Source organism: Paenisporosarcina sp. FSL H8-0542, assembly GCF_038632915.1.
Lineage (GTDB): Bacteria > Bacillota > Bacilli > Bacillales_A > Planococcaceae > Paenisporosarcina.
Window position 1 is genome coordinate 296,971 of the sequence record NZ_CP152050.1, and the last position, 22,022, is coordinate 318,992.

A 22,022-nucleotide genomic window follows, 5' to 3' on the forward strand; every position below is an offset into this window, starting at 1 on the left:
TGGAATGAGTAAACGAACAATTAAATTGACGTCCTATTTGGCGCTATTGCTGCTTTTGATTCAAATGATTAACCCATTTGCAGCTGCATTTGCTGCAACGAACAGTAATATGTTGCCGCCAAGTAATCTGGCTGCCCAACAAGTGACACCAGATGACGTGAAACTTACGTGGAGTTCTGTATTCGGTGCTACCGGATACAATGTATATGAAATTCAAGAGGGGCAGCTGAACCTGCTTGGTAATAGCAGCTCTCCAAGTTTCAATCTAAATAATCTGTCTGAAGGGACTACTCGATATGTTGTTTCTACGATGAGTCCAGAAGGGGAATCAGGCCCGAGTGCACCTGTATCGGTAGAAATTCTTTACCCGGAAATGATTGCCCCTTCAACATTGACGCAAACAATCAAGAACGGAAATGATATCGCCTTGAGCTGGGGGTCATCTGCATATGCAGAAACTTATAATCTTTACCAGCTTTCAGTTGACGGACAGAAAACACTAGTAACAACTACTCAGAACAAAACGACATTCACTGTTAATAACGCTCCTGAGGGGAACTTCATATATGCAGTTACAGCAGTAAATGCATTGTATGGGGAATCTCCGCTTTCAGAATCAGTTCAAGTGGAAGTTGTTTATCCTACGATAAAAGCTCCTGCCAATTTTACGTATTCTGTGACAAATGGGAGCGACATTACATTCAAGTGGAATGCAGCTGCAAATGCAGCAAATTATAAACTATATCAAATCGTGGATGGACAGCCAGTTTTGAAAAATACGGTGGTTGGTACGTCTGTGAAATTAACGAATGTGCAAGCAGGAAACTATGAATATGAGATCCGTTCAAACAGTGACCGCTTTGGTGAGTCTGGGGATAGCAGCAAGGTTTCTGTAACTGTAGGTACTGTTTCAATGACGGCACCTGGCAATTTTACATATAAGCTTGAAAACACAAATGATGTTGTGTTGGCTTGGGATACAGTCCCGTACGCTAACAGTTACAAAGTCTATCAAATCATTGATGGAGAAAAAGTATTGAAAAGTATGGTAACCGGAACTGGAATCAAGTATTCGAAGATGCCTTCCGGAAACTACATTTATGAAGTGTACTCTTACAGTACTCGTTATGGCGAATCTGCTGAGGGAAGTAGAGCCGAATTGACAGTTGATGAAGTTCTGATTCAAGCACCTGCCAGCTTGGAGTATAAAATACAGAATGGCAATGATGTTGTCTTAAACTGGATTGCTGCGGACAATGCGACAAGCTATAAAGTCTATCAAATTGTAGAGGATCAAAAAGTATTGAAGAGTACAGTGACTGGAACCTCGGCAACCCTAGCTAATAGAACAGCTGGTAGTTATAAATTTGAGGTGTATTCACTGAGCGACCGTTTTGGGGAATCGAAAGAAGGTAGCAGTGTTTCATTTGAATTGATACATCCAACAATGAATGCTCCTGCTAACTTGAAAGAAACCATAAAAACGGATACGTCCTTTACGTTGTCTTGGGACACTACCGAGTACGCAACGGACTATAGAATCTACCAAATTATAGCGGGACAAAAAACATTAAAGAAAACAGTAACGGCTTCCAATAACACATTTACGAACATGCCGTCAGGTGACTATGTATACGAGATACATTCATACTCTTCTAAATTTGGTGAGTCCAATGAAGGATCGAAAGTGTCCTTTACACTGAAAGGCCAGACGATGCTTGCTCCGCAGGATTTATCGCACACCATTACTAACGGTAATGACATCAAATTGAACTGGACAGATGTAGAAAAGGCGACAAGCTATAAAGTCTATCAAATTATTAATGGGGAAAAAGTATTTAAGAGCAACCCAACGAGTGAATCCATTGCTTTTTCGAACTCGCCTGCCGGAGATTACACATTTGTGGTTCACTCCTATTCAACTACTCATGGAGAGTCGGAATATGGAACGGAAATCTCGTTTAAATTGATTTATCCAACGATGCATGCGCCTGAAAATACTGCATATCAAATTAAAAATGGAAATGATGTTGTATTATCGTGGGGTGCCGCTTCATATGCAACGGGCTACAAAGTATATGAACTGGTAGATGGTCAGAAAGTATTGAAGTCTTCGCCAACAGCATTAACCACCATACTTTCTAAAGTGCCTACTGGCGAGCATATGTATGTAATCCATTCTGTCAGTTCACGTTTTGGAGAATCGACAGAAGGTACTTTGCAAAAGGTGACTGTGGATGAGCATACGATGGAAGCTCCGCAAAATGTGACATCAAGCATTGCAAACGGCAACGATTTAACATTGAGATGGGAAGCTTCAATATTTGCAACTTCCTATAAAGTTTATCAAGAAAAGAATGGTCAGCTAGAGTTAGTCAAAACAACAACAGGACCATCAACGACATTTGCTAATATGCCTAAGGGAGATTACAAGTATATAGTTCATTCCTATAGTGATCGTTTTAATGAATCTCCAGTAGGCAGTGAAATAGTTGGTACAATGGTATATCCAACCATGCAGGCTCCTGGAAATCTTAAACAAAGCATCGTAAACGGAAATGATATTAAACTAACATGGGATGCAGCGGCTTATGCAACCGGCTATAAAGTGTATCAAAACGTCAATGGCGAATTGATTTTGACAAAAACTGTACCTAGCACGACTGTTACATTTTTCGATATGCCAGAAGGGGATTACGAATATGAGGTTCGCTCATACAGTGATCGTTTCGCTGAATCACCAGTCGGTAGCACAGTAGATATTAATGTGATTTGGCCAGTCGTAGAACCACCTGTACTTACTAGTAAATTTACTAATGTCAACAATGTGGAGTTAACATGGAAAACCGTTACTTGGGCTAATGAATATCGTGTTTACCAAACTGTAGGGGGCAGCCAAACGCTTGTTTATAAAGGAACTGCTTTGAAAGCTAATGTGTACAATTTGGTCGAAAACACGCATTCCTTTGAAGTAAGAGCCTACAGCACACGATTTGGAGAATCCCAACCATCCAACGCCATTACACAAAAGATTGTATATCCAGAAATGCAGCCACCAACGGCCACAGTGACAGTTTTGAGTAATTCTAGTGCTAGAATAGTCTGGGATTTCGTCACTTACGCTAACGGATATAATATTTATGAAATCGTTGATGGCAAGGCAGTCTTGGTGGCAGGAAAAGTGAATAACTTATCTTACACAATTAACAATCTGTCATATGCTAACCATGAGTTTTATGTCACTTCTCAAAGTAATTCGTTCGGGGAATCAAAACCATCAAATACGGTTTTGGCCAAATTGATTGTGGATACAGAGGCACCGGTTACTATATCTGACGCACCTACAGTTTGGACAAATAAGCGTCCTGTCATCACACTGTCAGCATCCGATAATGAAACCGGAGTGGCAACTACGTATTATTCAGTGGATGAAAGTGATTTCATTGCTGGAACTAACATTTCAATTGAAGAGGAAGGCATCCACAAAGTTTCCTTCTATTCAGTTGATAAAGTAGGCAACAAGGAAGCGATTAAAACCATTAACATCAAGTTTGACAAGACTGCACCTGTGACAAAAGAAAGCGTTACTCCAGCTTGGTCTAACCTGCCTATTACAATAACTCTGGCATCAGCTGATGTGCATAGCGGTGTTGCAGCTACCTACTATTCGATTAACGGATCAGAATATATGGTAGGCACAGAACTTACATTAGATAAAGAAGGAATCAACGAAGTATCCTTCTATTCGATCGACAAAGCAGGCAATAAAGAAAATCCGCAGACAGTAGAAATTAGTCTAGACCAGACAGCTCCTGTCACGTTGTCCAATGTTGGAGAACAATGGTTCAATGATCAATTTATCGTTGAATTAACTGCAACTGACGATTTCAGTGATGTACAGGCATCCTATTATTCAATCAATGGTTCAGAGTACCAGCAAGGTACAAGCTTCGAATTAAGTAAAGAAGGCATAAATGAAATATCCTTCTACAGTATAGACAATGCAGGAAACAAAGAAGAAGTGAAAACAGCTGAAGTCAAAATCGACAAATCAGCACCAGCAACAATTTCTAATTCAACTGACGAATGGCACCAAGAGTTCACTGTGGAGTTCACTTCAAAAGATGAACTTAGCGGTGCAGACTCAACGTACTATTCAGTAAATGGTTCTGAATTTGCAGAAGGAAATAGCCTTCTTGTAAATGAAGAGGGAATCAACGTAATCACGTTCTATAGCGTTGATAACGCCGGTAATAAAGAAGAAGTAAAAACAGCTGAAGTCAAAATCGACAAGTCAGCACCAGTAACTTCTTCCAATGCAACAACTGAATGGCAACAAGAGTTTACTCTAGAATTTACTGCTAAAGATGACCTAAGCGGTGAAGCAACAACATTCTATTCAGTAAATGGTTCTGATTTCACAAAAGGCAATAATGTTGCTGTAAAAGAAGAAGGAATCAACGTAATTACGTTTTATAGCGTCGATAACGCTGGTAATAAAGAAGAAGTGAAAACAGCTGAAGTCAAAATCGACAAATCAGCACCAGCAACAACTTCTAATTCAACTAACGAATGGCACCAAGAGTTCACTGTGGATTTCACTTCAAAAGATGAACTTAGCGGTACAGACTCAACGTACTATTCAGTAAATGGTTCTGAATTTGCAGAAGGAAATAGCCTTCTTGTAAATGAAGAGGGGATCAACGTAATCACGTTCTATAGCGTTGATAACGCTGGTAATAATGAAGAAGTAAAAACAACTGAAGTCAAAATCGACAAATCAGCACCAGCAACAACTTCTAATGCAACTAACGAATGGCACCAAGAGTTCACTCTAGAATTTACTGCTAAAGATGTACTAAGCGGTGAAGCAACAACATTCTATTCAGTAAATGGTTCTGATTTCACAAAAGGCAATAGCGTTGCTGTAAAAGAAGAAGGAATCAACGTAATTACGTTTTATAGCGTCGATAACGCTGGTAATAAAGAAGAAGTAAAAACAGCTGAAGTCAAAATTGACAAGTCAGCACCAGAAACAACTTCAAATGCTAGCGATTTTTGGGTAAAAGAAAGCTTTGCGGTGGAATTGACTGCAGCGGATAGCCAAAGCGGTTTATCATCAACTTATTACTCTATCAATGGTTCTGAATACGTTGAAGGAAAAAGCTTCACGGTAAATAAAGAAGGAATTAATGTAATTACGTTCTACAGCGTAGACAAAGCAGGTAACAAAGAAGAAGTGCAAACAATCGAAGTGAAGATTGACAAAACGGCCCCAACTGTAACGTGGGAGCTTAAGGAAATCTATACTCTTGGTACAAAACTTCAATTGGCCTATACAGCTAAAGATGCTGAATCAGGAATCAAAACGGAAAGCTTGACGGTTAATGGTGAAGCATATAAAAACGGTGATATCATCGACTTTACTAAACCGGGTAAATATACCGTAAGAGTAACTGTAACTGACCATGTTGGACTGACGACAACTCTTGAAAAGACAATCGTAGTCTACATTCATGTAAGCACCATCAAAGTCAATCCTGGTGTTATCAAGGATAACGGCGGAGTTTTCACAGTTGACGTATCGTTGCCAAGAGGATTTGACACGAAGAATTTCATTTTAGAAACAGTAACGATCAATGGCGTATCTGCCCTTTCCGGTAAAAATGGCTATGAAAAACAAGCCGAAAAAGGCCAATTCAAATTCAATCGGGATGACTTTGACTGGAGTAATGGCAAGCAGACACTTGAGTTCAGTGGAATGGTTGGCGATTACCTAGTACTTGGAACTACTGAAGTGGAAGTAAAAGGGTCAAAAAAATAAGGCTCGAATAACGGCCATCACCATGGGTTCAAATACTGGGAATGGTTAGCTTCTTTAGTAAAGCGAGCAATCGGACAATACTAATATAGAAGAAGGACTGTGACTTATTTCCTGCCACAGTCCTTCTTTTTGTTCTTTTTTTCTATAAAGTACCAACTAATGAGATTATACGACTATTCTTTTAATTATTTTTTCTATGTAAAATGATTGGTATGAATATATAAAGAAGGATGCGAAATCTATCAATGACCAGCCCGATCTCTTCCAATTGGTTTTATTACATGACAATGGCTTCTATGGCACAAGCAATGCCTTCGATAAATCAATCAGGCAGTGCAACCAATTTACTCGGTAATGTAGGAAATGAAAATTCTCTATTCCTTATGGTATTGAATGCAGCGATGCAAGGGAGCGAATCGAACAATACAACCACTCTGCCTTTTGCTCAAAATCAGTTGATTCCACAAATAAACAGTCCATTTACTCTTCCAGTAAATGTGCAGGCAGTAGATAAAATAGATGTCCCTACAAGTCCAAATGATACAAGTGACTTCCATTTCAAACCCGTGCAATTCTTGAAACTTGATAGTAGTTTGGAAGGGAAATTGAGCGGATCAGCCTCGCACTTTATCAATGCAGGGAAAAAGTATGATATAGATCCGAGTCTTCTTTCTGCGATTGCCATCCATGAAACGGGGAATGGTTCATCAAGAGCAGTCAAAGAGAAGAATAATGTCGCTGGCATGATGGGTAAGAATGGCTTGAGAAGCTACGCATCTATAGAAGATAGCATTTTCGATATGGCTCGTAATTTACGTAAAAATTATTTGAACCAAGGAAAATCCACGATTGCCGAGATTGGAGCGAAATATGCCCCAATTGGTGTTGCAAATGATCCAACTGGTCTAAACAATCATTGGACAACAGGGGTCAGCCGTCATTTTGATAATCTATCATAGAAAAGACTGATTCTAATCGAATCGGTCTTGTTTTTTTGAACAAATATATTTGTAAATAACACTAAAAATTTCGCTGTTTATGCCGATATACATAAAATAAAGGTTGATTTGCAGTGAAGTAGATTTGTTTTCTTTCTCAACCGACAATGACGATACAAGGGGATAGCCACTGATGGAAGTTAAACCAGCACCTGCAATACCGTTTCCAAAGAAAGTCGATCTTGCAATGGAGTATCCTGTCAAAGGTCCAGTTCAATTAGAAGAACCGACCACTGAACTAAAAGAGAAAGTAACTAAAGAAATGCTGATAGATAAAGTCGAGGGGATGAATGAGTTCCTGGAACCGACTCCTACTGAAATAAAATTCAAACTGCATGAAAAACTGGATATCTATTATGTACAAGTAATCGATACAAACTCGGATACAGTCCTGAAGGAAATTCCACAAAAGAAATTTCTTGATATGTATGCTTCTATGGCGGAGTTAATGGGTTTGATTGTGGATGACAAATTTTAATTAAGTCTATTATAAAAATCATGACATAAACACAGAAACGAAAGAAGTGGAGTGAGGTAAATTGCGTATTGGCGGAATAGCATCAGGAATGGATACGGATTCATTAGTCAAGGAACTTATGAATGCACAAAAAATACCATTAAATAAATTGATGCAGGAGAAAGTATGGACAGAATGGCAACGGGACGCCAATCGAGAGTTTAACTTGACTCTATCGAAGTTAAGGTCAACTGCAAGTGAACTGCGTTTTCAAGGTTCATTTAATGCCTTTAGTGCAACATCATCAAATCCGAGCAGTTTAACGGCATCAACAACAGCCAACGCATTGAATGGTACTTATCAGGTAGAAGTAGTGAATGTTGCGAGTCCTGCAAAAATCCATTCTGCCGGCATGATTGAAAAAGTCGCTGGAGTTGCTGCTAAATCAACTGATGTAATGTCTGCTACAGGATTGATCACAATTAAAGATAATACGGGCACGGTTTTGGGAAGCGTTGATGTTACTAGTGGCATGACTTATGCCGAGGTCGCGAAAAAACTTCAGGAATCAACAGCAGGAAAGACAACCGAGTTACGAGCGAGCTTTGATGACACTACATCGAGCTTCTTCATGTCGACCAAAGGCATGGGTTCTGATCAAAACTTCACGTTGGAATTCAGTGATGACCTGTTAGCCAAACAAGTAATAAACGATGGCACCAATACTGTCTTCACCACTGGCACTGCTGTAGGGGGTGGCTTCATGTCATCCGCAACAAATGGAGAAGTGAAATTCGACGGAATTACTGTCAATAACTTGACGTCAAACAAAACAACGATCAATGGCCTCACCATAAATCTATTACAAAAAGGTACATCCACTATTACGGTTCAATCAGATACAGCCAAACCATTAGAAATGATAAAAAATCTAGTGGAGAAATACAATGAAACAATTTCTGAAATCGAGAAAAAGCTGGTAGAGAAACGTTATCCCGACTTCAAACCACTTTCCGATGAACAACGAAAAGGCATGAGTGAAAAAGAAGTGGAACTATGGGAAGAGAAAGCAAAAAGTGGTTTGCTACGAAATGACCCTATTCTAAAAAATGCTTTGCAAGAGCTTAGAAGTGCCTTCATGAACCCAATAACAGAAATTGCTAATGGAAATATTAATATGCTTACTCAAATTGGCATTAATACCGGCAAGTACACGGAAGGAGGAAAACTTTTCATTGATGAAGATAAGCTAAAAGAGGCATTGTCAAATAAACCTGATGAAGTCATGGAGTTATTTACTAACAGTGCAAACGGCATTGGTCACCGAGTTTATCAGGAACTGAACGATGTTGTAAAACGTTTGAGTGAACGTGCAGGCAGTACAACGAGTGCTGTCGACAACAGTACCATGTCAAAAAAAATCACCCAAATGAACCAAGAAATTAGTAAATGGAATGACCGGTTAAAGATTGTTGAAAACCGCTATTGGAAGCAGTTCACTGCCATGGAAAAAGCATTGAGCCAGATGAACTCACAAAGTTCTTGGATGCAACAGAATATGTTCGGTGGCATGTAATGATCGGGTACCAAAACGTACTAGCTGAGTTTCTTCAATTGACAGAAGAAATCCATAATCAGTCTAAAAAGCTTTATTCAAACATGAAAGATAATGAAACTGGGCAAGTGGAAACCTTGCTATCCCTTTTCGATAAAAGACAACAGCTGATTTCTCAGCTGGATACATACATGCAACTGACTGACTTTCACTGGACAGAAGAAGATAAGAAAGTAATTCAGCAAATGAAGGAAACCGAACAATTAATCCAGACGCTTATGAAGGGTTTACATCAGTCGTTCAAGTCGCAAATGAATCAAATCACTCAAACGAAACAAGGGTCCAAGAAGTTTGTGGATGCGTATCAAAATGTATCGACCGAGGGATCTTTTATCGATAAACGGAAGTAAAAAGCAGGAGGATTCAATATGTCAGTTATCAACCCTTACCAAACTTACCAACAAAATTCAGTGATGACCGCATCTCCGCAGGAGCTTACACTGATGTTATATAACGGTTGCTTAAAGTTCATCAGGCTGTCCAAAAAAGCGATGACCGAAAAGAATTACGAGGTAAAAAATACAAATATCATTAAGGCACAAAACATAATTCAAGAGCTGCGAATCACCTTGAACCAAGAAATCGAAATTTCCAACAATATGACACAACTTTACGAATATATGTACACTAGACTTGTTGACGCCAATATAAAAAATAACCTGGAAATACTGGAAGAAGTTGAAGGGTATGTTGTAGAGTTGCGTGATACATGGAAGCAAGTCATTGAGCTTGCGAAAAAGAACTAAAGGTCACGGTACGTTTGTTATTCTTTGAAATTGAAATGAGGGTTTGGTGTGGATAAGACATCATGGTTAGGCATAATACTTGGAATGTTCGTACTGGTCGGTGGGATGATTTTGAAAGGCTCCGATCCAATCGCTTTATATAATCCTGCGGCACTCGTCATTATTTTTGGCGGAACAGTTGCCTGCATACTTATTGCGTTTCCATTTGAAGAAGTGAAGAAAATCCCTGTTCTATTTAAGGTGATTTTTTCTGAGTCGAAGATGGTTTCTCTTAAAGAATTGATTCCAGTGTTCACGGGGTGGGCGATGGTCGCAAGAAGAGAGGGATTACTGGCATTGGAAGAGCGTTCGGAAGAAGTGGAAGACCCATTTTTACAACGTGGTTTGAAAATGGTGGTTGATGGACAATCACAGGAACATATTCGTGAACTGATGGAAGAAGAAATTGCTGCGATGGAAGACAGACATGAGCTTGGGGCGAAAATTTTTACACAAGCTGGTACATATGCACCTACACTCGGGGTACTCGGTGCCGTAATGGGATTGGTATCGGCACTTGGCCACTTAGACGATATTTCATTGCTTGGTAAATCCATTTCGGCGGCATTTATTGCTACTTTGTTCGGTATTTTTACGGGGTATGTCATGTGGCATCCATTTGCCAATAAATTAAAGCGTAAATCAGAGCAGGAAGCCAGAATGAAATCGATTATGTTAGAAGGCTTGCTGGCTGTTCAGGAAGGTCTTCCAGTACGTATAGTAGAAGAGAAATTACTGACGTATTTACCTGCTAAAGATCGCGTTCTTGTGCAGGAAGAAAAAACAAGAGAAGGTGTTCGCGTTGAAGCGTAAGAAAAAACATGAAGATCATGTTAATGAATCATGGCTGATTCCTTATGCCGATATTTTGACGCTATTACTCGCTCTTTTCATCGTATTGTTTGCGGCAAGTGAAGTCGATTCACAGAAATTCAAGGAAATCTCAGAGTCATTTAATAATGAGCTCCAAGGTGGGACAGGCATTCTGGACGAAGAAGCGGCTATCGAAATTATGACTGATACGTCCAAAATCTCCAAACTGGATGAGATTAAACCTGAAACTGGAGTGAAATCAGTAGCTGAAATAACCCTTGAGCAGGACCTTAAAGAACTCGGGGAACTCAGGGGGAAAATTGAAGTTTACATAAAAGACAAGGGATTATCTACAAAAATTGAAACAGCTCTGACAAGCAAAGGGTTGGTGTTGAAGATAAAAGAAGGTGTACTTTATCCTTCGGGTAGTGCGGATATAAACGAAGAATCAAGAACGATTGCGGTTGAGATTTCAAATTTACTGGTTACAGACCTACCACGGAACATTTATATTGATGGTCATACGGATAATATTCCGGCTAATTCAGAAGAGTTTCCATCAAACTGGGAATTGAGCGCTGCAAGGGCTATCAATTTCATGAAAATACTACTGGAAAATAAAAAGTTAGATCCGAAAGTATTCAGTGCAACCGGATACGGTGAGTACCGACCGATTACTTCAAATGACACTCCACAAGGCAGAGCAGAAAACCGCCGTGTGGAAGTTTTGATATCACCATACAAGCAAGAAACTAACCACTGAAGAGGTGTATCATGGGGAAAATGAAAGTTTTAGTCATCCTCTTCTTCGCTATCATTTTATTTGGCGGGGGAGCCATGTTTTTTTTGAAAGAAGAAGTAATGGGCAAGGAAAATGAAAAGGAAAAAGAAATTTCAGCAGAAGAACTGGTTGAAATGAGTGTTGACACCGACGTCATCACAACCAATCTAGCATCCGCCAACAATTTTGCGATTGTTCAGTTCAATATTTTGTTAAGTAGCAAGGAAACGAAAGAAGAGGCGGAAAAACGTAAACCTGAAGTACGCGCAGCCATCATTTCCACTGTTGCTGGCTTTACAAAGGACGAGTTAATTGGCAAGGAAGGCATTGTCAAACTTGAAAAGGAACTATCTACAAAACTTGAAAGTATTGTGGAAACAGGAGAAGTCGAACGGGTATTGGTAACGGAATTTAAATTACAATAATTCGTATTTGTACTAAACATTTTGTGAGAAGTGCCGATATATACATTAGAAAGATTCAGGTGATTTAAATGCAATCAGGTCAATTGGATAACTGCAGGATTTGTGGCAAATTGTTTCTCAGAGAGCATACAGATTATTGCTTGAGCTGTTACAAAAAAACTGAGGACGATTTCAAACTGGTTGCCGACTTTTTAACAGACGAGAAAAATCGTTTTGCTACGATTGAAGAAGTAAGCATAGAAACGGATGTTTCATTGAAACAGGTTGCTGATTTCATTCGTGACGGTCGGATATTTGCGGAGGACTACCCGAACCTGGGTTACCGCTGTGCGCATTGTAGTAAAAAGATAAAAAGACAGTTGTTATGTGACGAGTGTTTCAATCAATTCTCATCTGAAATCAATCAAACCTTGAAAAGAGAAAATCTCCAAAATGAGATTAGAAATAAACAAAATAAACAACCGACAAAAGTGAACACGCCACAATATTGGCAGTTAAAGAAATGAAAATAAACGACAGGGCGGTGAAGGAATGAATATCGATAAGACGACAGGTTCTTCCTTTATTCAATCTTATCAAAAACGAATGCAGGTCTCCCAAGTTGGCAAAACGAGACCATTGCAAAAAGAAGACCAGCTTCAAATTTCAAATCAAGCAAAAGAGTTATTTGAAAAGAACACCGAAATAGATTTAGACAGACAAGAAAAAATCAGCACATTAAAGGCACGAATTCAGTCAGGTGAGTATCAAATTCACAATGATAAAGTGGCAGATAAAATCTATCAATTTTGGTTTGATAAATAGATGTTCGTCTATATAGAGGAGGGTGTCGGATGCTTCAGTTAATCACGACGCTAAAAGAATTGATGGTAATACTGGAAAAACTCATCAACTTGGCGGAACGAAAGAAAGTTGTTTTAGTCGAACGAAAAGTGGACGAGTTGAATCAACTGGTACAAGAGGAAGCAAAGATTATAAAACAGCTCAATCAAGTAGATCAGGAGCGTGAACAGCTGGTTGAAAGTGTGATGCAAAATCATCCTTCTCTTAGTTTCAGTCAATTTGTAGAACAACTTCCAGATGAACTTACGAGGAAAAATCTACAATCAAAATTGAAAACATTACAACAGCTCATGATGGAGCTGCATGATATAAATAAAGTAAATGAGTCACTAATTGAAGACTCAGTGAATTTTGTTCAACATATGATCGAACACATTACTAAGTCAAAACAACAACACTTCAATTATCAATCTCCTATAGGTCAACAAAAATCACAAACAAGCAATCGGGGCTTTTTCGATACAAAAGCTTGATTGACGTTAGAAGGTAGGGAATAAGATGGTTTCAACATTTCACGGATTAGAGGTTGGGAAGCGCGGATTAATGATGGGGCAGGCAAGAATTGCAACAACAGGTCACAATATTGCCAATGCAAATACCAGAGGCTACTCACGTCAACAAGTGAATGCATCCACTTCCCCTTTTCTAAACATTTGGACAAGTGGTACGGTCAACCCTGGCCAACTTGGTACTGGGGTCTCATTGGACTCCATTACTCGTGTGAGAGACAAGTTTTTAGACGGAAAATTTCGTGAGCAATACGCAAAACTAGGTGAAGCATCCGTCAAACAAGAAACACTTGATCAACTTGAAACGATTATCAATGAACCAAGCGAAACGGGATTAAGTTCTTCAATGGATCAACTGTGGGGAGCTTGGCAAGACTTGGCGAATGATCCGGATAGCCTTTCCGCTAAAGCAGTAATCAAAGAAAGAGCACAGGCATTCATCGATACCGCGCAAGCTATGGATAGTGCAATGACAGGTGCTAAAGCGGACTTGGATAACCAATTGACTGCGAAAATTAAAGAAGCGAACGGTTATTTGGAGCAAATTGCCCAGTTGAACGACAGCATCAAACGCAATGGTACGCAGGCGAATGATTTATTGGATAAGCGAGATGTACTTGTTGAAGAACTATCGAAAATTGTGGATATTAAAGTTGCCGACCAAACAGACGGAACTTATAAAATCAGCTTAAGCTCTGGTGAAACACTAGTTGATGGATCAGCTGTTAATGAGCTTGCCACTGTAGCTGATAGTGATCCAACTACTACTGAAGTTATTGTTAGTGATTTAGTCGGAGGCGAATTATCCGGTATCCTTAAATCGTTAGAAACGGTTGATGAGTACCAAGCGAACCTGAACAAAATTGTCAATGATTTTGTCCAGGCAAACCAGATGTCATCAACTGATCCCAACGTACCTGGAGAAAATCTATTCAGTGGGAATACGATTGCTTCACTTAAAGTCAATCCGTTAATTGAATCTGATAGTAGCCAAATTACTTCTTTGATTCCGGGCAATGAGCAAAAATACAAGAGCGTAAACAATGAATACCGAGCGCTTGTTAGTGAGCTTGGGGCGGAAAGCCAAACGGCCATCCGCAATGTGGCAAACTATGAAGCAACCTTGCTAGCGACAGATAGCCGTCGTCAATCGATAACGGGTGTTTCACTAGATGAAGAAATGGCTAATTTAGTTCAGTACCAACATTCATATAGTGCTGCAGCAAGAATGATTTCAACGACGGATCAGATGCTCGATACAATCATCAACCGCATGGCTGCACGTTGATGAAGTGCATGGGAGGAAAATGATGATGAGAGTTACACAGCAAATGTTACATCAAAATTCAGTTCGCCATATGAATCAGAACTTGAGTCGACTGGAAAAAACTAATAATCAAGTGACGACAGGCAAACAGCTACACCGCCCATCTGATGATCCGAATGGCGTAAGTAAGGCTATGAACCTGAAAAGTGCACTTGTTGCTAATGATCAATTTGAACGTAATACTAATGAAGCTAACCTTTGGTTGGATGAATCAGGTCAGACGATTAACGAAATGGTTAATGCCATGCAGAAAGTACGTGAACTAGGAGTCCAAGGAGATAGCGGGACTCTTTCGGATTCTGATCGAAATATTATTGCAATAGAAGTGGAAGAATTGACCGAGCAAATTCGTCAATTTGCCAATTCAAAAGTAAACGGCAAATATATATTCAATGGTTTAAAAACGGATGAGCCTCCTTATCCCAATAAAAATTCCTATCAAATTGATACATTTGATACGAGTGCCAAAATGTTTACGATTGCGGATGGCGTAGCAGTAAAAGCAAATGTCACTGCCGATGAGTTATTTGGAAATGCTGCTGATAATACCAATTTGTTTAACACATTGAATTTACTAGCTTCAGATCTTCGTTCGGGTTCTGACATTCAGATGGATCAAATCGATAAAGGCATCAATCGAATGTTAACTGTAGCTTCAGAAGCGGGCGCAAGAAAGAATCGCGTTGAAGGAATTGAAAACCGGATTCAAGACAGCAATATTGAACTTAAGTCCATGTTATCAAAGCTGGAAGATGCGAATTATGCAGAAGCCGTTACGAAGTTGAAAAGTGAAGAGAGTGTCTATCAGGCAAGTCTTGCTGCTTCAGCAAAAATCATACAACAAACTTTGATGGACTTTCTAAGATAAATAATAAGGAGCATTCGCCATAGGTGAGTGCCTTTTTCAGCTTGTTGAGAAAAGAATATTAATCAAAATAAAAGTATAAAAATTCGCATTCTTATCTCTCTTTCGAAAAATATTATGGTCGGCTATTTCTTTCGCTTTCCGCGGACGAAACGCTAGCCTCCTCGGCTCAGCTGTCAATGACAGCTGAGCCTGTGGGGTCTAGCTTATTTCGTTTTTCCGCAGGAGTATTCAGAAATAGACGACCATCTTACTAATGAAATAATATGAAGAGATACGCAAACAGAAGCGAAATCCGTTGATTGGAGTGGAGGCGGTGGAAAACCCCGCAGGAAACGAATAGTGCAAGTGTAAGTTTGCACTATTCGTTTGCGACGAAGCTAGCGAAGCGATCCAACGTACTTTCATGTTTCGAAGCTAGCGAAGCGATGCAGAAACAGAAACAGGAGCAATGTATACTGCGTCGAGTAACCGCAGGCGCACCGGTTTTTCTAGTGACAAGGAGACTAAAGCCGTGCCCGCGAAACGCGTCCGCCGCAAAGGAAATCAACATTTTCTTGCATACGTTCTTTTTCATTAGTATTCAGTTATAATCACTCTATTTATTTTTTGTCTACAGTCTATAAGGAGCATTCGCCATATGGTGAATGCTCCTTTTTTGAATTTACATATTGGGTGAACGAAAATAAAACTTCATAGGAAAATTTAACAATAGAAAAAAGGATGGGATTAATGACAAAGTCACTAAACCCATCCTTCTATTTAACTTATGATTTCATTGTATTGACTAAGCCCATCATATCATCCGCAAATGATATTGCTCTTCCTTGGGATTGCAGCAATCGTTGAGTGGAAATTAATTCGGTCATTTCATCAGTCAAATCAACATTGGACATTTCGAGTGCCCCTTGCGTGATTCGGAACGAACCATCATTGTTTCCAATTTGAAGGGTACCGTTTGCTACTTGATTTGCTTCCGTTCCAGGAAGTTGATAACGGTTAGCTCCGATTTTTTCGAGAAGGTTCGGTCTGTTAATTTGAGCAATACTCAACTGGATTTGGGTTGGCTGTTTTGAAGGATTCCGATAAGACACTTCAAGTGTTCCGTTTTCCGTTACTTTGATGTTGTTATAATCTCCATCAAAAACAATCGGGCGGTTATTGCTATCGAGAACAGAGTCTCCAGAAGACGTAACCAAGTTTACTTGGTTAGAATTCAGGACTGGCTGAACTTGAAATGATCCATCTTTTGTATAGTATGTTTTTCCTTCGGAAGCCACGCGGAAAAATGCATCATTTCCCTGAATCATGAAGTCAAGAGGGCGATCTGTTTTTTTCATGGACCCTTGTTCAGTCCGAATCGACGTCTGGGTAATGATTGCACCAGAACCAACTCGAAGACCGTTCGGCGTGATTCGGCCAATTTCGTTGTGAGTTCCGGCTTGCTTTACAATGGATTGGTAAAGGGCATCAGAAAAGTTCGCTTCCTGACGTTTGTACCCGTTTGTATTTAAATTGGAAATATTATTAGCAATGATATCAATTTTTTTCTGCAATTCACGCATGGATGTTGTGGCGGAAATCATTTGGATACTCATGTATTCATACCTCCTTAGTAAATACGGCCAATCTCATTGACTGCTTTTTCCATGCTGCGGTCATAGGCCTGTATGACTTTTTGATTCGATTCGAAACCACGATAAGTGTTCATCATTTCCGTCATTGTTTGAGTCAGATCCACATTGGATTGTTCGATAAATCCTTGTTTGACGAAGGAACCGGTTAAGCCTGCACCTTCAATGGACTGAGGACCGTCTGCCGGATTTCCTTCCCAGCGTAATAATCCCTGACCCTGTTTAACTAATTGTTCAGGCTGTTCGGTATACCCAAGCCATAGACGATTTGTAGCGGAACCATTTTGTAGAATAATCTGGCCATCTTCTTGAACTGTAAATTCTTTTGAGTTCACTTGGATAGGTTGCAAGTTTTGATTCAAGACATTGTAACCGTCACTCGTTTTCAGGAAGCCGTTTTGATCAACTGAAAATTGTCCATTTCGTGTATACCGGACTTGGTCATTTTCCAGTCCAACTGCAAATACAAGAGAACCCTTTTTTTGAGTGACCGGATTCACGGGCAAACTTTCATCAAGAAGAGCAAAGTCTGTTGTATTTCCTGTGTCTTTTAGTGGTCCTTGAAGAAATGAAGGAATTCCTTCCTGTGTATATACGCCTGTATTTAAAGTGCCCACAGTAGATTGACCCATTTTCATGGTACCGCCAGTCGTGCTTTTCATTTCCATTGCTTTTATCAATTGTTCAGGAAACGCACGCAAGACATTTTGATCTTGTTTAAATCCAGGAGTACCCGCATTGGCTAAATTATTTGTCAAAATTTGTTGTTTTCTGTTATTTGCCATCATACCTGATGTGGCAGTATATAAACCACGAAACATGCCTTTTTTCTTCCTTTCAAACGCGATAGGGTTGATTATGCGTTAGCATAACACGAAGTTGACAGAAAATATAGGTCAATATTGTAAATTAAGGTAAACAAAATACAACGAAAAATAAAAATATACAAATAGACGAAAATGTGAGATTATATTTTTGGTACAATTATTACTAAAATATGACGAAATATGACACGATATGACAATTAGATTAAAATGTAGAGTTTTTATCATACCGATAACGGCAAACTTATTCGAAAGATAAGGACGCAAAGCCACGGGCCTAAGTGAAATCGATAGGGCAGCCGGGTTACCGAAGATGGAAGCTTTTAAAGTTATCCACCTTTAATTAAAGGTGGATTTTTATATGGACCAAACACTTAAACATGGGGGGTTAAAAGATGAAACTATTTCCTCAATCTTTTCAGTCATTGGAGCAGGCATTATCAAATGCCACATTAAAGCAACGAGTTCACTCGGCTAATATCGCAAATGTCGATACACCCAATTACAAGAGCAAGCAAGTGAGTTTCAAGTCTACATTGAATGATGCAATCAATAACCAAAGCATGTCCAGTTACAAAACAAATGCAAAACATATTTCTTTCAGCAGTGAATCGTCTAATTTTAATCCGACCATAAAAGAAAATAAGTCCACACAATTCAATCCTAATGGAAACAATGTAGATATGGACTATGAAATGGCAGAGTTAGCCAAAAATCAACTATGGTATAACGCCGTAACGGAAAGAGTGAACGGCAAATTCAACAGTTTACGAACAGTAATCAATGATGGGAGGTAGCATTTATGAGCTTATTTAATGGTTTTAATATCAGTGCATCAGGGTTAACGGCGAATCGTATGCGAATGGACGTTGTTTCTTCAAATATTGCCAATGCCAACACGACTCGTTCGCAACTTGTAAACGGCGAATGGGTACCTTATCGTCGGAAATCTGTGGAGTTATCACAAAGCGGGGTATCACCATTTCAACAGCAACTTCAATCGGCAATGAATAATCAGTCTTCTAAAGTTTCGGGAGTTACTGTTTCAAAAATTGATGAAGATAAAGCACCATTTACACTTTCCTATGATCCTTCTCATCCTGATGCTGACGAGGACGGGTATGTTCGATTGCCAAATGTTGATCCGATAAAAGAAATGGTCGATCTCATGTCTGCAACACGTTCATACGAAGCGAATATTACAGTATTGAACGCTTCAAAGAATATGTTCATAAAAGCTTTGGAGATTGGTAAATAATCTATCAGATTGCTAGGGAGGCACTATGGATAAATTAAGCTTGATTCAAACACCATTTATACAAAACCAATCAATCTCAAAACAAAAGCCTGAAGATAAGGTGGAAGGTTTTGGTCAACTATTTAAACAAAAGCTCGAAGAAGTAAACACCGCACAGAACACATCGGATAAACTGACCAACCAATTGGTAACGGGTGAAGTAAAGGATGTCCATGAAGTGATGATTGCTTCACAAAAGGCAAGTCTTTCTTTGCAACTTACCGTTCAAGTACGAAACAAGGTTGTTGAAGCTTACCAAGAAGTGATGAGAATGCAACTATGATTTTTAGGGTGAGATGAGATAAATGAAAGAAAAGATATTGGATTATAAAAACAAAATAATAGAATCATGGGGCAGTTTTTCTCCAAAAATAAAATGGTCTGTGGCCGGCACATTTTTTATCACATTACTTTTACTTTTTGTATTTGTTTTTTTTAACTCTCGCCCAAGTTTTGCGGCGCTATATACTGGTTTGTCTCCTTCAGAGGCTGGTGAAATCAAGACGGCAATCGAAGAACAAGGTATACCAGTACAAGTTTCATCTGATGGGAAGTCGATCAGTGTTCCAAATGAAGAAGTGGCCAACTTAAAAGTCAGTTTGGCAGCAGACGGCATTCCGAAAAGCGGGAACGTAAACTACAGCATCTTCAGTGAAAATATGGGGTTGGGAATGACAGATCGTCATTTTGATGTAGTGGAACGAGACGCAATGCAAAACGAACTTGCTGATTTGGTTAAGCAAATTGATGGCGTAACCGAAGCAAACGTAATGATCACACTTCCAAAAGAAAATGTTTGGATATCGGATGAAGAACAAGTGGCAACTGCATCTGTTGTTGTAAAAGGTGATCCATCCTTTCAACTAGATCAGAAGCAAGTCAATGGTCTGTATCATCTAATCAGTAAAAGTGTACCCAATTTGCCTCAAGAAGAAATTGTCATAATGGATCAAAATGGTCAGGTTTTCGAGATTCAAAAAGAAAACCAACTGGATACGGCCTTATCTGTCTATCAACAGCAACGGGAAATCAAAAAGGATATTGAACGAGATATACAGCGTGAACTGCAACAAATGCTGGGATTGACACTGGGACATGACAAAGTGGTCGTGTCAGTCATGACAACGATTGACTTCACCAAGGAAAAGCGGGAAGAAAACCTGGTTGAAGCCGTGGATAAAGAAAAGAATGAAGGCATCGATATCAGTGTAGAAAGAATTAAGGAGTCCTATTCGAGTGAAGGGGAGGCTATTGCTGATGCAACGGGGACTGGAGAGACTGAAATCGCCAATTACCCCGGGGTTGATGGTGAGGGGAATACGAAATCCGATAAAACGGAAGAACGTATCAATCGTGAAGTCAATCGAATCAACCGCCAAATTGAATTGAGTCCATATGTCATAGATGACATAACAATCAATGTTGGAGTTGAACCTCCCAATCCTGAAAATCCTGATAGCTTAACACAACAAAATATAGATGATATCAGCAATCTCTTGAAAAACGCGGTAAGTACTTCATTAAGCATGAATGGAACGCAAGTGACGGAAGAAGCGCTGGATGACCGTATATCAGTATTTGCAACGGAGTTCCAAGGAAAACCTGTGGTTGACGGTGAAGCACAGGGTGAATCTTTGTTGTCAATGAACAATATCTCGAACCCACTGTTTTGGATTATCGTTGGGGGTGTTGTCCTACTTCTGATTCTGATAGTTTTAATCTTCATAATCCGTAAAAGGAAGCGTGAAAGCATGGAGGAAGAAGAAGAATATGTTCTTGATATGTTTAATCAACCTATCGAAAAAGTCAGCAACTTTGAAGAAGCTGAGGTTGACCTATCCGAGTTCAATACAAAAGCAAATCCTAAGAGAAAAACGATTGAAAAGCTTGCTACAGGTAGACCTGAAGACTTTGCTAAATTGTTACGCTCTTGGATGGCAGATGAGTAGGAGGGTGACACATGGCTAAAAATGCAAGAGAGCTAAGTGGGATACAAAAAGTTGCCGTATTGTTAGTGGGATTGGGACCGGACGTGTCTGTGGAAATTTTTAAACAGTTGACGGAACAAGAAATTGATCAAGTAACAATGGAAATTTCAAATATACGACAATTAAAAAACAGTCAAACAGAACAGGTAATCGATGAATTTTATGAAATGATTCTTGCCCAAGATTATATGAATGAAGGCGGCCTGGAATATGCAAAGGATATTCTTGAAAAAGCGCTAGGTAAAGAAAAGGCAATGGATGCAATTGGCAGATTAACGAGCAGGTTGCAAGTTAAACCTTTCAGTTTCGCAAGAAGAGCAGATCCGAATCAAATCTTGAATATTTTACAGCATGAACATTCACAAACGATTGCACTAGTACTATCGTATTTGGAACCAAAGCAATCATCGCAAATCCTTTCTGCACTGCCTCCTGAAAAGCAAGCAGAAGTAGCAAGGAGGATTGCCTTAATGGAGAGTACTTCGCCTGAGGTTATTCATCAGGTTGAACAAATTCTTGAGAGAAAGCTTTCGGCTACTGGATCACAAGATTACACATCTACCGGTGGTGTAGAAGCAATTGTTAGAGTGCTAAGTAAAGTGGATCGTGGTACCGAGAAAGCTATTCTTTCTAAGCTGGAAACCGAAACTCCTGATCTTGTTGCAGAAATCAAGAAGCGGATGTTTGTATTTGAAGACATCGTGAACTTGGACACACGTGCCATTCAACGTGTCATTCGTGAAGTTAATGATGCAGATTTAACTTACGCACTGAAAGTAGCAAGTGATGAAGTGAAGGATACGGTTTATACCAATATGTCTACAAGACGGGCAGATCTGATCCGCGAAGAAATTGGATTAATGGGTCCTGTGAAACTCAAAGACGTAGAAGACGCACAAACAAACATTGTTACGTTGATTCGTAGTTTAGAAGAAAAAGGCGAAATCATTGTGGCCCGTGGTGAAGGGAATGAAGTGATTGTCTAATATCATTCGCTCGCATTCGCTCCCGACCAATGAAAAGAAAATAATTCATAC

At 39.5% G+C, this 22,022-nt stretch carries 21 protein-coding genes and 1 riboswitch; of the genes, 19 read left to right on the forward strand and 2 right to left on the reverse strand.

Translation table 11 applies throughout. The features are described from left to right. Positions 1-4: 4 nt before the first annotated feature. The 14 genes from MHH33_RS01635 to flgL all read left to right on the forward strand — a co-directional run bounded on the left by MHH33_RS01635 (position 5) and on the right by flgL (position 15,245). Complete coding sequence (locus tag MHH33_RS01635) at positions 5-5,824, forward strand: hypothetical protein (RefSeq protein ID WP_342542741.1); 5,820 nt, start codon at positions 5-7, stop codon at positions 5,822-5,824. Positions 5,825-6,069: 245 nt separating this feature from the next. After that, positions 6,070-6,783: a glucosaminidase domain-containing protein gene (locus MHH33_RS01640; protein ID WP_016429512.1), complete on the forward strand. Its 714-nt coding sequence runs from the start codon at positions 6,070-6,072 to the stop codon at positions 6,781-6,783. Positions 6,784-6,955: 172 nt separating this feature from the next. Further along, positions 6,956-7,300 carry a flagellar protein FlaG gene (gene flaG / locus MHH33_RS01645; protein ID WP_016429513.1) on the forward strand — a complete coding sequence of 115 codons (345 nt, stop codon included), beginning with the start codon at positions 6,956-6,958 and terminating at the stop codon, positions 7,298-7,300. A 61-nt stretch (positions 7,301-7,361) separates the two neighbouring features. Continuing rightward, on the forward strand, positions 7,362-8,855 hold the full coding sequence (gene fliD / locus MHH33_RS01650) for a flagellar filament capping protein FliD (RefSeq protein WP_342542742.1): 1,494 nt from the start codon (positions 7,362-7,364) through the stop codon (positions 8,853-8,855). Then, complete coding sequence (locus tag MHH33_RS01655; protein ID WP_342542743.1) at positions 8,855-9,244, forward strand: flagellar protein FliT; 390 nt, start codon at positions 8,855-8,857, stop codon at positions 9,242-9,244. Before fliD ends, MHH33_RS01655 begins: the two co-directional genes overlap by 1 nt. Positions 9,245-9,262: 18 nt before the next feature. Next, entirely contained in the window at positions 9,263-9,640 is a 378-nt protein-coding gene (fliS, locus tag MHH33_RS01660; RefSeq protein ID WP_342542744.1) for a flagellar export chaperone FliS, read from the forward strand. A gap of 48 nt (positions 9,641-9,688) precedes the next feature. After that, on the forward strand, positions 9,689-10,492 hold the full coding sequence (gene motA, locus MHH33_RS01665; protein ID WP_016429517.1) for a flagellar motor stator protein MotA: 804 nt from the start codon (positions 9,689-9,691) through the stop codon (positions 10,490-10,492). Then, positions 10,482-11,255, forward strand: coding sequence for a flagellar motor protein MotB (gene motB / locus MHH33_RS01670; protein WP_016429518.1), 774 nt, complete (start codon positions 10,482-10,484; stop codon positions 11,253-11,255). The genes motA and motB overlap by 11 nt, the downstream gene beginning before the upstream one ends. Positions 11,256-11,266: 11 nt before the next feature. Next, positions 11,267-11,698, forward strand: a complete 432-nt coding sequence (locus MHH33_RS01675) for a flagellar basal body-associated FliL family protein (RefSeq protein ID WP_342542745.1) — start codon at positions 11,267-11,269, stop codon at positions 11,696-11,698. A gap of 68 nt (positions 11,699-11,766) precedes the next feature. Then, positions 11,767-12,204: a flagellar operon protein gene (locus MHH33_RS01680; RefSeq protein ID WP_016429520.1), complete on the forward strand. Its 438-nt coding sequence runs from the start codon at positions 11,767-11,769 to the stop codon at positions 12,202-12,204. A gap of 25 nt (positions 12,205-12,229) precedes the next feature. After that, entirely contained in the window at positions 12,230-12,502 is a 273-nt protein-coding gene (flgM, locus tag MHH33_RS01685) for a flagellar biosynthesis anti-sigma factor FlgM (RefSeq protein ID WP_342542746.1), read from the forward strand. Between the two features lie 29 nt (positions 12,503-12,531). Next, positions 12,532-13,014 carry a flagellar protein FlgN gene (locus MHH33_RS01690; RefSeq protein ID WP_016429522.1) on the forward strand — a complete coding sequence of 161 codons (483 nt, stop codon included), beginning with the start codon at positions 12,532-12,534 and terminating at the stop codon, positions 13,012-13,014. A 25-nt stretch (positions 13,015-13,039) separates the two neighbouring features. After that, entirely contained in the window at positions 13,040-14,338 is a 1,299-nt protein-coding gene (gene flgK, locus MHH33_RS01695; RefSeq protein ID WP_342542747.1) for a flagellar hook-associated protein FlgK, read from the forward strand. Between the two features lie 25 nt (positions 14,339-14,363). Then, positions 14,364-15,245: a flagellar hook-associated protein FlgL gene (flgL, locus tag MHH33_RS01700; protein ID WP_342543713.1), complete on the forward strand. Its 882-nt coding sequence runs from the start codon at positions 14,364-14,366 to the stop codon at positions 15,243-15,245. 764 nt (positions 15,246-16,009) lie between these two features. Here the strand turns inward: flgL and MHH33_RS01705 are convergent. Both MHH33_RS01705 and MHH33_RS01710 read right to left on the reverse strand, forming a co-directional pair. Then, on the reverse strand, positions 16,010-16,840 hold the full coding sequence (locus MHH33_RS01705; protein WP_342542748.1) for a flagellar hook-basal body protein: 831 nt from the start codon (positions 16,838-16,840) through the stop codon (positions 16,010-16,012). 14 nt (positions 16,841-16,854) lie between these two features. Beyond that, positions 16,855-17,697, reverse strand: a complete 843-nt coding sequence (locus MHH33_RS01710; RefSeq protein ID WP_342542749.1) for a flagellar hook-basal body protein — start codon at positions 17,695-17,697, stop codon at positions 16,855-16,857. Positions 17,698-17,927: 230 nt separating this feature from the next. Further along, positions 17,928-18,012, forward strand: a riboswitch (cyclic di-GMP riboswitch). Between the two features lie 83 nt (positions 18,013-18,095). On the opposite strand from MHH33_RS01710, the gene flgB reads away from it, so the two are divergent. Genes flgB through fliG form a run of 5 tightly spaced genes read left to right on the forward strand, consistent with a single transcriptional unit; the run spans position 18,096 to position 21,971 of the window. Continuing rightward, complete coding sequence (flgB, locus tag MHH33_RS01715; protein WP_016429527.1) at positions 18,096-18,497, forward strand: flagellar basal body rod protein FlgB; 402 nt, start codon at positions 18,096-18,098, stop codon at positions 18,495-18,497. A 5-nt stretch (positions 18,498-18,502) separates the two neighbouring features. Next, positions 18,503-18,958, forward strand: coding sequence for a flagellar basal body rod protein FlgC (gene flgC, locus MHH33_RS01720; RefSeq protein WP_342542750.1), 456 nt, complete (start codon positions 18,503-18,505; stop codon positions 18,956-18,958). Between the two features lie 25 nt (positions 18,959-18,983). Further along, positions 18,984-19,280 carry a flagellar hook-basal body complex protein FliE gene (gene fliE, locus MHH33_RS01725; protein ID WP_016429529.1) on the forward strand — a complete coding sequence of 99 codons (297 nt, stop codon included), beginning with the start codon at positions 18,984-18,986 and terminating at the stop codon, positions 19,278-19,280. Positions 19,281-19,302: 22 nt separating this feature from the next. Further along, on the forward strand, positions 19,303-20,946 hold the full coding sequence (gene fliF / locus MHH33_RS01730) for a flagellar basal-body MS-ring/collar protein FliF (RefSeq protein ID WP_342542751.1): 1,644 nt from the start codon (positions 19,303-19,305) through the stop codon (positions 20,944-20,946). Positions 20,947-20,957: 11 nt separating this feature from the next. Beyond that, on the forward strand, positions 20,958-21,971 hold the full coding sequence (fliG, locus tag MHH33_RS01735) for a flagellar motor switch protein FliG (RefSeq protein WP_342542752.1): 1,014 nt from the start codon (positions 20,958-20,960) through the stop codon (positions 21,969-21,971). Positions 21,972-22,022: the final 51 nt, after the last annotated feature.